The sequence below is a fragment of the Kitasatospora cineracea genome, assembly GCF_003751605.1.
Lineage (GTDB): Bacteria > Actinomycetota > Actinomycetes > Streptomycetales > Streptomycetaceae > Kitasatospora > Kitasatospora cineracea.
The window spans coordinates 4,323,839-4,337,272 of record NZ_RJVJ01000001.1 but is presented as its reverse complement, the minus strand read 5'-3'; the positions used below and the strand labels follow the sequence as shown (position 1 = coordinate 4,337,272).

The 13,434-nt window shown below is 75.2% G+C and carries 14 protein-coding genes; 7 read left to right on the top strand and 7 right to left on the bottom strand.

The features are described from left to right. Window positions 1–42: 42 nt before the first annotated feature. Window positions 43–528, bottom strand: coding sequence for a DUF3224 domain-containing protein (locus EDD39_RS19745; protein WP_123557812.1), 486 nt, complete (start codon window positions 526–528; stop codon window positions 43–45). A 148-nt stretch (window positions 529–676) separates the two neighbouring features. On the opposite strand from EDD39_RS19745, the gene EDD39_RS19740 reads away from it, so the two are divergent. Beyond that, window positions 677–1,726, top strand: coding sequence for a helix-turn-helix transcriptional regulator (locus EDD39_RS19740; RefSeq protein ID WP_208765537.1), 1,050 nt, complete (start codon window positions 677–679; stop codon window positions 1,724–1,726). Here the strand turns inward: EDD39_RS19740 and EDD39_RS42110 are convergent. Further along, the gene (locus tag EDD39_RS42110; protein WP_123557808.1) at window positions 1,708–3,375 is read right to left on the bottom strand and encodes a hypothetical protein; all 1,668 of its coding nucleotides are present in this window, start codon (window positions 3,373–3,375) and stop codon (window positions 1,708–1,710) included. The two genes, EDD39_RS19740 and EDD39_RS42110, sit on opposite strands and share 19 nt — an antisense overlap. A gap of 238 nt (window positions 3,376–3,613) precedes the next feature. Between EDD39_RS42110 and thrS the strand changes: the two genes are divergently transcribed. From thrS to EDD39_RS19710, 5 genes are all read left to right on the top strand, one after another. Further along, entirely contained in the window at window positions 3,614–4,867 is a 1,254-nt protein-coding gene (gene thrS / locus EDD39_RS19730) for a threonine--tRNA ligase (RefSeq protein WP_244256816.1), read from the top strand. A 211-nt stretch (window positions 4,868–5,078) separates the two neighbouring features. After that, on the top strand, window positions 5,079–5,717 hold the full coding sequence (locus EDD39_RS19725; protein WP_123557805.1) for a hypothetical protein: 639 nt from the start codon (window positions 5,079–5,081) through the stop codon (window positions 5,715–5,717). Between the two features lie 143 nt (window positions 5,718–5,860). After that, window positions 5,861–6,691: a DsbA family protein gene (locus EDD39_RS19720; protein ID WP_123557803.1), complete on the top strand. Its 831-nt coding sequence runs from the start codon at window positions 5,861–5,863 to the stop codon at window positions 6,689–6,691. Window positions 6,692–6,695: 4 nt separating this feature from the next. Continuing rightward, window positions 6,696–7,310, top strand: coding sequence for a vitamin K epoxide reductase family protein (locus EDD39_RS19715; RefSeq protein ID WP_123557801.1), 615 nt, complete (start codon window positions 6,696–6,698; stop codon window positions 7,308–7,310). A gap of 94 nt (window positions 7,311–7,404) precedes the next feature. Beyond that, window positions 7,405–8,250, top strand: a complete 846-nt coding sequence (locus tag EDD39_RS19710) for an alpha/beta fold hydrolase (protein ID WP_244256814.1) — start codon at window positions 7,405–7,407, stop codon at window positions 8,248–8,250. Window positions 8,251–8,257: 7 nt separating this feature from the next. On the opposite strand, the gene EDD39_RS19705 is transcribed toward EDD39_RS19710, so the two are convergent. The 5 genes from EDD39_RS19705 to EDD39_RS19685 form a co-directional block, all read right to left on the bottom strand. After that, on the bottom strand, window positions 8,258–8,794 hold the full coding sequence (locus tag EDD39_RS19705) for a GNAT family N-acetyltransferase (RefSeq protein ID WP_123557797.1): 537 nt from the start codon (window positions 8,792–8,794) through the stop codon (window positions 8,258–8,260). Beyond that, the gene (locus EDD39_RS19700) at window positions 8,791–9,654 is read right to left on the bottom strand and encodes a nucleotidyltransferase domain-containing protein (protein WP_123557795.1); all 864 of its coding nucleotides are present in this window, start codon (window positions 9,652–9,654) and stop codon (window positions 8,791–8,793) included. Before EDD39_RS19700 ends, EDD39_RS19705 begins: the two co-directional genes overlap by 4 nt. 380 nt (window positions 9,655–10,034) lie before the next feature. Next, window positions 10,035–11,501, bottom strand: coding sequence for a glycoside hydrolase family 10 protein (locus EDD39_RS19695; protein ID WP_123557793.1), 1,467 nt, complete (start codon window positions 11,499–11,501; stop codon window positions 10,035–10,037). Between the two features lie 262 nt (window positions 11,502–11,763). Then, entirely contained in the window at window positions 11,764–12,261 is a 498-nt protein-coding gene (locus EDD39_RS19690; RefSeq protein WP_030461427.1) for a GNAT family N-acetyltransferase, read from the bottom strand. Between the two features lie 77 nt (window positions 12,262–12,338). After that, the gene (locus EDD39_RS19685; RefSeq protein ID WP_123557791.1) at window positions 12,339–12,758 is read right to left on the bottom strand and encodes an ankyrin repeat domain-containing protein; all 420 of its coding nucleotides are present in this window, start codon (window positions 12,756–12,758) and stop codon (window positions 12,339–12,341) included. A gap of 347 nt (window positions 12,759–13,105) precedes the next feature. Here EDD39_RS19685 and EDD39_RS19680 point away from each other — a divergent pair, with 347 nt between their 5' ends. After that, complete coding sequence (locus EDD39_RS19680; RefSeq protein ID WP_014134294.1) at window positions 13,106–13,300, top strand: hypothetical protein; 195 nt, start codon at window positions 13,106–13,108, stop codon at window positions 13,298–13,300. The last annotated feature ends 134 nt before the right edge of the window (window positions 13,301–13,434 follow it).

Sequence of the window (13,434 nt, the reverse complement as noted above, 5' to 3'; positions counted from 1 at the left end):
AGAACCCGCCGCCCGGGCCCGAAGACCCCCGAAAGAGGACGTTCACAGCCGGTAGCTGAGCGAGTAGGGGAAGGACGCCTGCCCGGTGCGGCAGGTGTACTCGCCGCTGCCGGTGAGCCCCGCCAGGCCCTCGGTGCCGCTGCCCGGGACGACGGTGAAGGTGCAGTGGATGGTGCCGTCCTCGGCGAAGGTGCCGCGCTGCTCGAGGACGAAGCTGCCCGGGCGGCCGTCGATGCTGCCGGTGACCAGTTCCATGCCGGTGAACACCCCGGCGTGGCCGACCGTGTAGGCGATGCTGTAGTCGCAGGCGGTGCCGGCGGCCTCGATGCCGCCGGAGAAGGTGTTGACCACCGAGGCGTGCGCGGTGCGCGGGCCCGCCCCGCTCGAACCCGCCTCCTTCTCCTCCCAGTTGGCGAAGCTGATGCTGCCGCTGGTGGTGACCGCGTCGTCGGCGACGGCGGCGACGGTGACCGTGTCGGCGGCAACGGCGGTGCCGGTGTCGGTGGTGATGTCGGTGCGTGCGGTCATGGCGCCGTCCTTCCGTCCGGTGCGCGGCGGATCCGCGCAGCGAGGGGCCGCGGCCGCGTCCTCCCGGGCGGGCCGCACTGCCCACACTGACGGCCATACCTGCCATCTGCTGTCAGGTATTCCGGCGGATCTGCGCGATGATGGCGGGGTGCGCGCCGACCGTCTGCTCTCCCTGCTCCTGCTGCTCCAGAACCGGGGGCTGTGCACGGCCGCCGAACTCGCCACGGCCCTAGAAGTCTCGGTCCGCACCGTGCACCGGGACGTGGAGGCACTGGGCGCGGCGGGCGTGCCCGTCCTCGCCGAGCGCGGCCGGACCGGCGGCTACCGGCTGGTGGACGGCTACCGCACCCGGCTCACCGGGCTGACCGGGGACGAGGCGGGTGCGCTGTTCCTGGCCGGGGTGCCGGACGCGGCGAAGGAGCTGGGGCTGGGCGCGGTGCTGGCCACCGCCCAGCTGAAGGTGCAGGCCGCGCTGCCCGCCGAACTCGCCGACCGCACCCGGCAGTTGCAGGACCGGTTCCACCTCGACCCGGCCTCCTGGTTCCGGGACGCGGACCCGGTGCCGGAACTGGCCCGGGTCGCCGAAGCCGTCTGGGAGCAGCGGGTGCTGCGCGTGCACTACCGGCGCTGGCGCGGCGAGGTGCACCGCGAACTGCGGCCGCTGGGCCTGGTACTGAAGAGCGGCATCTGGTACCTGGTGGCCCTCCCCGCCCCTTCCTCCCCGGCTTCCCCCTCCCCCGCTCCGCCCTCCCCCGCTCTGCCCTCCCCCGCTCCGCCTTCGCCCGCTCCGCCTTCCCTTCGCACCTACCGGGTCTCCCGCATCCTGTCCGCCGAGGTCGCCGCCGAGCCCTTCGAGCGCCCGCCGGACTTCGACCTGGCCTCCCACTGGGCTTCCGTCACCCGCGAGTTGGCGGACATGCTGCACCAGGACACGGCCACCGTCCGGGTCTCCCCGCGCGCACTGGGCCTGCTGCCGGTCCAGTTCGGCCGCTCCGGCGCCGACGCCGCCCGGGGCGCGGGCCCGCCCGACGAGGAGGGCTGGACGGTGGTCGAACTCCCCGTCGAGTCCACCCCGGTGGCCGTCTCCGACCTGCTGCGCCTCGGCCCGGACGCGGAGGTGCTGGCCCCGCCCGCGCTGCGCCGCGCCGTCGCCGAGGCGGCCGCCGCCCTGGCCCGCCGCTACGCCGGGACGCCCTGACCCGCCGCCTCCTCCCGCGCCCCGAGCACCCCGTCCAGCAGTGCGTGCAGCCGTTCCTCCCCCAACTGCGGGTTGGCGGCGGCCCCTTCGCGCAGTTCGGGGTCGGCGAGCAGCGCGGCGACCCGTTCCGGGCGCAGTCGCGGATTGGTGGCGGCGGCCAGCCGGACGAGGTGGTGCGGGTCGGCCAGCAGCGTCTCCGGGTCGCCGTCGAACTCCGGGTCGGCGGCGGCGAGTTCGCGCACCTCGGGGTCGGGGTGGCGGGCGAGTCCGGACGGCAGCCCGGTGCGCGGGAAGGCGGGGCGCGCCCGGAGGCGGTCACGGTGCCGGGGGTGGCACAGGGAGGCCTCCAGGAGCGGTCCGGCCGGGGCGGCGGGGTGGTGCAGGGCGAGCAGGTGGCGCACCTCCCGTTCTTCGTCCTGGGAGAGTTGACTGACCGTCAGTTCGTCGAGGTGCGGGCAGGTGGCGGCGGCGCGGCGCAGCAGCGGCAGGGGGGAGCGGGCGCAGGCGCGGTACCAGTCGGGGTCGGGCGGGTCGACGGGCTCGTCGACGACCCCGAAGTCGATCTGCCGGAACCGTTCGGGGGTCTCCCGGGGGTCGGCCTCGTCGAGGACCCGGCCGCGGGCGGGGTCGCGCGGGGCCGGGTCGGCGAGGGCGCGGGCGGCGACCTCGGGGTCGGGGTCGGCGGCGAGGGCGTCGATCAGGGCGGGGGTGAGGGCGGGGTGTCCGGCCAGGCGGTGGCGGACGTCGGGGTCGGCGTCGGCGGCGAGGTCGGCCATCAGGTCGGGGACGAGCGCGGGGTGGCGGGCGATCAGGCGCCGGACCTCCGGGTCGGGGTCGGCGGCCAGGGTGCGGACGGCGTCGGGCGGCAGGTGCCGGTTGCGGGCGAGTGCGCTCAGGTAGTCGCGGGCGGCGAGTGCGTCGGCGAGCAGGTCGGGCGGCAGGACGCGGGTCTGGTACAGGGAGTGGAGCACGCGCGGGGTGGTGGTGTCGGCCAGTTCCTCCGGTGTCAACCGCTTCGGCGCGGTCACCCGCCGGGCCTCGGCGCGGACGCCCGGGTCGGGGTCGGCGAGCAGTGCGGCCTGCCGGTCCGGGGGCAGTGCGCCGATGAACTGGCAGGCTTGGCGGCGCAGTTCGGGTTCGGGGTGGTGGGCCGTCTTGCGGCGGAAGGCGTTGCGGAGCGCGCCGAGCGAGTGCAGTTCGCCGAGGATCTCGTCGCGGGTGAGGAACTCCGTCTCGCGCGGCCAGGTGCCGAGCAGCAGCAGTTCCACCGCGGCGTCGGGCAGCGGGGCGGGGCGCCGTCGGGCGCCGGAGCCGTTGACGGCCTGGAGGGCGACCAGGTCGACGGGGTCGCGGGCCAGCCGCAGGCAGTGGGTGTCGGAGAGCCAGGGGTTGGCGGCGACGGCGCTGCGGACCCGGCGTTCGGGGTGGGCGAGCGCGGTGTCGACGAAGTCGGCGGGCAGTGGTCGGCGGCCGAACATCCGCCAGGCGGGGCCTCCCGCCGGGACGAGCAGCCGGGTGAGGACGGCGGTGCCCGCGTTGGGGTTGGCGGCGATGCCGCGCAGCAGCGTGGTGTACGGCTCTCCCGGGGCGGTCGGCTCTCCCAGGGCGGTCGGCGCGGTCGGGGCCTTCGGCGCGGTCTGGTCGGTCACCGCGTCATGGTGGCACGGCGCCGCCGGCCGCAGGCCCGGTATTCGGGTGCCGGTCGCCGGGCGGGCGGCTACGGTGGCGGGTATGAAGCGCGCTGCGATGCTGACGACGACGCCGGAGAGTGTCCCGGCGCGCTGACCGCTGCGTGCGAGCCCCGGGGCCGAGTGCTCCGGGGCTTTCGCGTGCGTGCGAGCCCGCCACGGCACTCGTCCCCTCGCCTTCCCCTCCGAGGAGACCACCGTGTCCGACCGCATCACCCCCGCCGCGCCTTCTTCCCCCACCGTCGACCACCGGCGGCTCGGCCGCGAGCTGGGCCTGTTCGACACCGATCCGCTGATCGGCTCCGGCCTGCCGTACTGGCTGCCGGACGGCGCCGTGGTGCGCCAGAGCCTGGAGGACTTCGTCCGCGCCCTGGAGCGGCGGGCGGGCTACCGGCACGTGTACTCACCGGTGCTGGGCAAGCGCGAGCTGTACGAGCTCTCGGGGCACTGGGCGCACTACCGGGAGGACATGTTCCCGCCGCTGGAGATGGGTCCCGGCGAGGAGCTGGTGCTCCGTCCGAGCCTGTGTCCGCACCACGCGCTGCTGTTCCGCTCCCGCTCCCGCAGCTACCGCGAACTGCCGCTGCGGATGGCCGAGTTGGGCGACATGTACCGTTCCGAGCGGTCGGGCGTGCTGGGCGGCCTGACCAGGGTGCGGGCGATCCGGCTGAACGACGCGCACGTGTTCTGCACCCTGGAGCAGGCGGCGGCGGAGGTGCGCGGCGCGCTGGAGCTGATCGCGGCGGCGTACCGGGCGATGGGCGTGGTCCCGTCCCGCTACCGGCTGTCGCTGCCGGGGCCGGGCGGCAAGTACGTGGCGCGCCCGGAGCTGTGGGAGCGGGCGACCGCGATCCTGGTGCGGGTGCTGGCGGAGCTGGGCGTGCCGTACGAGGAGGGGGTCGGCGAGGCGGCGTTCTACGGGCCGAAGATCGACGTGCAGGTGGTGGACGCGGCGGGGCGGGAGTCGACCCTGTCGACCGTGCAGGTCGACTTCCACCAGCCGGAGCGGTTCGACCTGCACTACGTCGGGGCGGACGGGGCGCGGCACCGGCCGGTGATGGTGCACCGGTCGGTGGTGGGCAGCGTGGAGCGGGCGGTGGCGCACCTGATCGAGCGGCACGGCGGGGCGTTCCCGGCCTGGCTGGCGCCGGTGCAGCTGGCGGTGCTGCCGCTGGGCCCGGAGCAGGCGGACGCGGCGGCCGCGCTGGCGTCCCGCTGCCTGGAGCTGGACCTGCGGGCCGAGGTGCTGGGCGCGGAGCGCGGTTCGCTGGGCGCCCGGGTGCGGGCGGCGCGGCTGGCCCCGTACCAGGTGGTGCTGGGTCCGCGGGAGGCCGCCGACGGCACCCTGTCGCTGCGGCTGCGCGGCGGGCGGCGGCTCGGTCCGCGTCCGGCCGGCGAGGTGCTCTCCGACCTCGCCGAGCGGGTCCGGGCGCACGCCGTCGAACTGTGGTGAGCGCCACCCGGGCCGCGTGACCCTCCCCACCCCCCGGCCGTCCACGACCCCGCCCCGTCCCCGCCCCGTCCCCTCCCTCGAACCCCCCGCCGCCCGCGCCCCACCCGCCCCACACCCCTTTTATCCAGGGCTTATTCACAGATCGGGTGCGCGCGGCGGGGGCTGTTGGACCCTCGCCGCCGGGACCTTCGGCGTGCCATACTCCAACACCATGACCGGCATTCACGCGACCAAGGCCCTGCGGGGCGCGGTGTTCACCGCGCTCGCCGTGCCGCTGGCCGCGTTCGGCCAGGTGGCGATCACCGGGCGTGCCCTGCCGCTCACCCTGGTCGCGGCGGCGAGCGTCGCGGTCTTCCTGCTGGCGGTGGTCCTCGACGGGGCGCGCCGCCGTTTCCTGCTGCTGTCCTCCGTGCTGGTGCCGGTGGAGCTGCTGCTGAACACCGCGTTCAACCTCGGCCAGGACGCCTGTGCGCGCCCCGCCCGGGGCGTGGACCTGCTGGTCTGCGGCGGCGACTCGGTGGGCGGCTCGGAGCTGTTCGCGCAGTGGACGCACAACTCGGCGGGCCTGCTGCGCCTGCTGGTGCTGGCCGTGCACCTGGCGCTGGCGCTGGCCGCCGCGGCCTGGCTGCGGCTGGCGGACGCCGCGATCTCCGGCGTCGCCGAAGCGCTGGACGCGCTGGCCCGGCTGCTGCCCGCACCGTGGCGCACGCTGCTGCTGGCCGCCCGCCCGGGCTGCCCGGCCGCGCTGCTGCCGTCCCCGGGCACCGAACCCGCCGCCCGCAGCCCGCAGGTCTTCGCCCTCTCCCCCGCTCCGCGTCGCGGTCCCCCGCAGCCGGCCTTCGCCAGCTGACGGACCGTCACCCGGACGCGTTCCGTCCCGGCCGCCCACCGAGGCGCGCCCTCCCCCTTTCTTTCACCCGCGCCCCGCCGCGCCCTGCTCCGGCACGGGCCGCGTCGCGCCGCCGACGGGTGCCGAGGAGACGACGGATCACCATGACCACCGCCCCGAAGAACCAGCAGAACCAGCAGAACCGGAAGAACCCGCAGAACCCGCAGTCCACCGCCCGCGAGCGCCTCAAGCAGGCCCAGCAGGCCGAGGCCCGGAGCGCCAAGCGCCGCCGCGGCCTGACCATCAGCGTGTCGATCGCCGCCGCCGTCGCCGTGCTCGCCGGCGGCACCGCCCTCGCCGTCGCCGGCGCCTCGAAGGACGACGGCACCGCGACGGCCTCCGCCGTCGCCCCGGCCAACACCAGCCCCGCCGACGCCACCGTGGTCGTCTACGGCAAGGCCGACGCCCCGCACACCCTGTCCGTGTACGAGGACTTCCGCTGCCCGGTCTGCCAGGCGTTCGAGACCTCGGCCGGCAAGACCGTCCAGCAGCTCGCCGACCAGGGCGACTACAAGATCGAGTACCACCTGGCCACGTTCCTGGACGGCAACCTGGGCGGCAAGGGTTCCAGGACCGCGCTGGCCGCGGCGGGCGCGGCGCTCAACGAGGGCGTCGACAAGTTCAAGGCGTTCCACGACGTGCTGTACGCCAACCAGCCCGCCGAGAGCGAGGACGGCTTCGGCGACGTCAACCACCTCCTCGACCTCGCCGGGCAGGTCCCCGGCCTGAAGACCGAGGCGTTCACCAAGGCCGTCACCGACGGCACCTACAAGGGCTGGGCCGCCAAGGTCTCCACCGCCTTCAACAAGAGCGGCGTCTCCGGCACCCCGACGGTCAAGCTCGACGGCAAGCAGCTCGCCGTGATCGGCCAGGACGGCAAGCCGGTCACCGGCGACCAGTTCACTGCCCTGGTCAAGCAGACCATCGGCGGGTGACCCGATGACCACCACCCCCACCGCGCCCCGGGGCCCGGTCGGCGCCTCCCGCGGCTACGCCTGGCTCCTGCTGATCGGCGGCCTGATCGGCCTGGCCGCCTCGGCCGTGCTCACCCTCGACAAGCTCAGGCTGCTGGAGAACCCGGCCTACCAGCCCAGCTGCAACATCAACCCGATCATCAGCTGCGGTTCCGTCATGCGCACCGCCCAGGCCTCGGCCTTCGGCTTCCCCAACCCGCTGATCGGCCTGGCCGCGTTCGGCGCCCTCGCCGCCGTCGGCGCGGGCCTGCTCGCCGGAGCCGCCCACCGCCGCTGGTTCTGGCTCTCCCTCCAGGCCGGCACCCTCCTCGGCCTCGGTTTCGTCGCCTGGCTCATCGACCAGACCCTCTACGAGATCGGCGCCCTCTGCCCCTACTGCATGGTGGTGTGGGCCGTGGTCATCACCACCTTCTGGTACACCACCGTCCACAACCTCCGCACCGGCACCCTCCCCGCCCCCGCCCTCCTGCGCCGCCTGGCCGCCCTCCGCTTCCAGTGGCTCGTCCCCACCGCCGCCTACCTCGTCATCGCCCTCCTGATCCTCAACCGCTTCTGGTACTACTGGCAGACCCTCCTCTGACCCGCCCCACCCGCCCCACCTGCACCGGCCCCCGCCCGCGATCCCCGCGGCGGGGGCCGGCGCCCTGCCCGCGAGGGCCCGGTAGGCTGGACGGGTGCTTCCTTCCCCGCCGTCAACCGCCGTTCCGGGCGCGGTGAACGGCCGCCGGGTCGCCGAGGGGCTGACGGTGTTCGGGTCGGACGGTGCGCCTCCGGTGGTGCTGGTGCACGGCATCCGGCTGTCCGCGACGATGTGGCGGCCGCACGTGCGGCGGCTGGTGCCGGACTTCCGGGTCGGGACGCCCGATCTGCCCTGCCACGGCGCCCTGGCGGGGCGGTCGTTCACCCTGGAGGCGGCGGTCGACGCCGTCCGCGGGGCGGTCCGGGAGGCGTACGGGGCGACCGGGCGGCGGCCGCTGCTGCTCGGGCTGTCGCTCGGCGGGTACGTCTCGCTGGCGCACACCGTCCGGTACCCGGGGGACGTCGCGGGGGTCGTCCTGCACGGCTGCACGGCCCGGACGTCGGGCGCGTCGGCTGCGGTGTACGCGGCGGCCGGGCGGCTGAACGACCGGCTGGGGCCGGAGCGTTCGGCCCGGCTGCAGGAGCGGGCGATGCGGCGGATGCTGCCGGCGGAGTCCGCCGAGGCGGTGCTGGCCGGGGGTTTCCACCTGCCGGCCCTGACCGAGGGGGTGACCGAGTTGCGCCGCCACGACTTCCTCGCCCTGGCGGGCCGGCTGGCCGTCCCCACCCTCTACCTCAACGGCCGGTCCGACCTGCCGTTCCGCGCCGACGAGCGGTACTTCCTCGCCGCCACCCGCGCCGCCGGCACCCCGGCCCGCCTGTTCCACACCCGGGGCGGCCACCTGCTCAGCCTCACCGACCCCGACCGGTTCACCGCCCTGGTCCGCCGCGCCCACCACCTCCTGACGGCGGGCAACGACCTTGATCCCCAAGGCGATTGACGCTCCGTCAGCCCCTGGCGAGCCGGTACAGCACCGCGCGCTGCTGCGGGCCGGGCGGGACGCCCGGGTCGAGGAAGTCCGCGGCCGGGTCGTGCACCATGCCGAGGCGTTCCGCGACCGCCCGCGAGGGGGTGTTCCCGGCGGCGATCACGGCCAGGATCTCGGTCAGGCCCAACTCCTCGAAGCCGTACCGGAGGACGGCCCGGCCGGCCTCGGTGGCGTAGCCGTGGCCCCAGGCGTCGCGGTGCAGCCGCCAACCGGCCTCGACGCCGTCGAAGGGCATCTCCGGGTCGACCGGGTCGAGCCCGGCGAAGCCCAGGAAGCGGCGCTCCGAACGGAGTTCGACCGCCCACCAGCCCCAGCCGCGCTGCGCCAGTTCGGTCCGGAAGTGCTCGAGCGAGCCGGCGGACTGCTCCCGGTCGAGCAGGGTGCCGAAGTACCGGCGCACCTGCGGGTCGGCGTTCAACTCCGCCCACCGGTCCAGGTCTTCGTCCTTCCACTGGCGCAACAGCAGCCTGGGGGTGGTGAGTTCGGCGGCTGTCATCGGGTTCCTTCCGCTCCGGCCAGCACGTCGCGGGCCAGTTCCTCGGCCCGGTCCAGGACGGCCGCCAGGCTCGCCGGGTCGGTGCCGCCGGGCGCGAACAGCTCCTGCGCGCGTCGCTCGAACTCCGGTGGCGCGCACGGCAGTCGGCCGGCCGAGGCGATCGCGCCCTTCTCGTTGACCATCCACTGGCCGGCCCGCGCGTGCAGCGCGTGCGCCAGCAGGCCGACGGCCCGGAACAGGCACCCGGCGACGTACCCGGCGTCCCCGCGCCGGGCCCCCTTGCGCGCGTTGGCCAGCGCGAACGGGGCCTCCCAGGCCGCGTCGGCCTCCAGCGTCCTGGTCAACTCGGCCGGGAACGCGCCGATTTCGCCGCGCAGCGCGGCCAGTTCCCCGTCGGGGTCGGCCAGCACCCGGGCGAGCGCCAGCTCGCCGACGTACGCGTAGGACGGCACGCCGTACGGGTGGCCGGGCTGCTGGCCGGAGACGTACCGGCCGTGGCGGGCCTCGGCCGCGTAGTGGCGCACCCGCTGCACGTCCCGGTAGATCCAGTCGACCCGGACCGGGCCGATGTCCAGCCAGGCGCCGCCGTCCACCCAGGGGCCCCAGCCGCCGGGCTCGGTCACCTCCACCGGCCGGCCGCACAGCTCGGCGGCCGACTCCCGCAGCGCGCCGGTGTCGAGCTGCCCGGGGCGGTAGTACAGGCCGAGGTCGTAGTCGGACCCGGCGGTGTGGGTACCGCGGGCCCGGCTGCCGCCGAGGCAGACCCCGACGATCCCGCCGACCCGGGCCAGCCGCTGCAGGACCGGCCCCAGCACCGCCTCGTCCGCCCCCGCGTCCGTGCTTGCGTTCTCGTTCGTCATCACCCGCCACCCTGCCCCACCGCGCCACCCGCCGCCAGGCATTTTCCACCCGCCACCGGCCACCCGGCGCACCACGCGGCGCGCGCCACCCGCCACCCGCCGCACCACGCGCCGCGGACGCGGAAGAGCGCGGTGGGGGCGCCGCACCGCCCCGCACCGCGCCGCCGGGCGCCACCCGTACGGGCGCCCGGTCACCGAGCGGACCGGACGGCCGCGGAACCGCCCCCATAGCACGGCCCCGCGTCCGCCCGGCCCGGTCCGGCCGCCCCGGGCTCCGGCCGGCCCGGCCCCGTTCGGGTCGTCCCGCCCGGTGCGACCCACCGGTTCAGCCTCTCCGGGTGAGTTCACCCGGCTCCCTGGGTGGTCTCACCCGGTTCGGCTCAACCGGCCGTGCAGGAAACCCCGTTGAGGGTGAAGCCGGCAGCCGCGGCGGCGTTGCCGGTGTGGTTGGCCTGGAAGCCGAAGGTGGTGGAGCCCCCGGCCGGGATCGCCGCGTTGTACGCCAGGTTGACGGCGCTGACCTGGCCGGTGGCCGGGCTGACGGTGGCGTTCCAGGCGTTGGTGACGCTCTGCCCGCCGGGCAGCGTGAAGGCCAGCTTCCAGCCGTTGACGGCGCTGCCGCCGGTGTTGGTGACCGTCACGTTCTCGGTCAGGCCGGTGTTCCAGGCACTGACCTGGGTGCTGACCTTGCAGGCCGCGCCGGTCGGCGGCACCGACGGCGAGGACGAGGGCGACGAGGACGGCGACGGCGAGGCCGAGGAGGAGGACGGGGACGGCGAGGAGGTGCTGCCGCCGAGCGCCGTCACCGCCGCGTTGTAGGCGGCCTTCGGCTGGTAGTTGTCGTCGTACATGGTGGCCGCGCCATAGCCGGAGAAGAAGCCCGGGATCCAGGAGTCCGGGTCGCCCACGCCCCACTGCGAGACGCCGACGCAACCGCTCACCGCCAGGCAGGAGTTGACCACGTAGGCGTAGTCGGTGGCCTGCTGGGCGAGGTTGGCGGCGCTGGCCGGGACGGGCATCCGGTCGTCCAGCTCGGTGATGGCGACGTTCACGCCGAGCGCGGTGAAGCGCTGGATGTTGGCCTTCAGGGTGCTGGGGACCTGGCCGACGATGAAGTGGCTCTCGAAGCCGACGCCGTCGATCGGCACGCCCTGCTGCTTGAGCGAGGAGACCAGCTGGTACATGGCGTCGCTCTTCGCGCCCAGGCCCTCGATGTTGTAGTCGTTCAGGTAGAGCTTGGCGTTCGGGTCGGCGGCGTGCGCGGTGCGCAGCGCGTCGGCGATGTAGCCGGAGCCCATCGCGTTGGTGAAGGCGTCGGTGCGCAGCGAACCGTCTTCGTTGAAGGGCTCGTTGACGACGTCCCAGGAGTAGACCTGGCCCTTGTAGTGGGTGGCCTCGGTGGTGATGTGGTTCTCCATCGCGGCCTGCACCTGGGCGGTGGGCAGGCTGCTGACCCAGTTGGGCAGCTGGCTGTGCCAGACCAGGGTGTGGCCGCGCACCCGCATGCTGTGGGCCTTGGCGAAGGAGACGATCTGGTCGCCGGGGCCGAAGTTGAAGTTCCCGGCGGAGGACTCGGTGGTGTCCCACTTCATCTCGTTGCCGGGGGTGACCATGTCGAACTGGGTGCCGGCGATGGCGGTGATGGTGGAGCTGCTCAGGTTGGACTGGGTCAGCGCGGTGCCGAAGTAGCTGCCCTTGGCCTCGGCGAGGTCCCGCAGGGTGGTGCCGGCCGCGCCGGCCGGTCCGCTGCCGACGGTGGCGGCGGCCAGCAGTCCGCCGGCGGCGGCGAGGGCCAGTGCCGCGAGGGCGCGCCCGGGCCGGCGAGCTGCGCGCAACTGTGCAGCCATGGTGGGTCCTTCCAGGGGTGGGTGGGGTGCACGGACCGTACGGCCGCCCGCGCGCCACCGGCAACGGAGCGCCACGCCCGGCCGGCACCCGCAGCCACCGGCCCGGCTCCGAAAATTTCGACGGACGTTCGACTGTCCTTCGACACCCACCGCCCCGACCTGCGGCGGGAGACGGAAACCACGCAGCGGCCGCGGCCCGGTGCTCCGGGTCCGCGGCCGCCCCAACTGGCCCTGCGGTCAAGAAAGTTACAGCCGCCGCACGTCAGCGGGGCTGCGCCGCGGGAACGGCGGCGAGCTCCTTGCCCATGCAGACGCTCTGCTCGTGGTCCTTGTAGTAGCCGAACTTGCGGATCTCGGCGTAGCCCTCGGAGCCGTAGAGCGCGATCGCCTCGGGCTGCAGGGTGCCGGTCTCCAGCACCAGCCGGGTGCGCCCGGCGGCGAGGGCGGCGGCCTCGAGGTGGCGCAGCACGGCGCGGGCGTGGCCGCGGCCGCGGGCGTCGGGGACGACGTACATCCGCTTGAGTTCGGCGTCGCCGTCGCGCAGCCCGTCCTCGTCGCGCTCCTTGGCCCGCCATCCGCCGCAGGCCACCGGCCGGCCGTCCTGGTAGCCGATCACGAACAGCCCGGCGGGCGGGTCGAAGTGGTCGGTGTGCATGGCGGTCTGGTCGCCGTCGCCGTACCTGCGGACGTACTCCTGCTGGACCTCGGCGGCGAGCTGCTGGGCGTCGGGGTGTCCGAAGCCGGTGGTGCGGATCTCCATGGCGCCCAAGGGTACGGGCCCGCCCCCGGCCTGCGGTGTTCAGGGGAGGGGGCGGGCCCGGGGGCGGGAGGGGGTGCTCAGGCGCGGGCGAGGCGGGCGACCAGCTCGTCCTTGCCGAACATCCGGGCCGCGTCCAGCGCGGAGGGCGCCCCGGCGCGCGGGTCGGCGCCGTGCGCGAGCAGGGCGTCGACGACCTCGGTGGCGCCCTTGAAGACGGCGCCGGCCAGCGGGGTCTGGCCGCGGTCGTTGGCCCGGTCGGCCTCGGCGCCGCGCTCGAGCAGGGCGGTGACGGCGGCGGCGTGGCCGTGGTAGGCGGCGAGCATCAGCAGGGTGTCGCCGCGGTCGTTGGTGAGGTTGGCGGGGGTGCCGGCGTCGAGGTAGGCGGCGAGCAGCGCGGCGTCCCCGGTGCGGGCGGCGTCGAAGAGCCGGCCGGCCAGGGCGATGACGTCCTCGTCGGGCTGCGGGGCGCCGTCGGCCCGCGCGGTGGGGTCGGTCATGAGGGGTGTTCCGCCTTCCGGGTGCGCGGCCCGGGGGCCGCGGTTCGTCCTGGTCGTGCCACCGCGAACGCTAGCGGACGCCCCCGCGGGCCGGTACGACGTGGTGCGGCACGGCCGTTCGGGCGAATTCCGGGTGCGGGGGGCGCGGCTGCGCCCCGCACGGGGACGCCTGAGTGCGCCGGTGCGATCCACTGGCCCTGTGCGCCGCCGAACCGCGGGACGTATACCGCCGATCCGGGTGCCCGGGTGAGATCCACCCGTTTGCCGCACCCCATCATCTATTACTTTTTGTCACCATTGAGGCACTTTCTGTCACCTTGTCCCCGCCCCTCGTGAGGAGCAATCCCGTGATTCTCTCCATCTCCGGCATCGTCCTGTTCGGCGTGATCGCCTTCCTCTTCTTCCGCCGGGACGGGCTGAAGATCTCGCACGCCCTGGTGTGCGCACTGTTCGGCTTCTACGTCGCGGGCTCCTCGATCGCCCCGAGCATCCAGGCGGGCGGCGCGAGCCTGGCCAGCCTGATCGGCGGTCTGAAGTTCTGAGCGGTCCCTGCTCCTCACGGCCCGGGCGCGGACATCCCACCGCCCCGGGCCTTCTGCCAGCCGGGAGCTGATCCCCCGTCAGCTCCCGGCCCCTCCCCCGCCCGGCCGGCCCCGTCCCCGCCGCCGGCCCTCGC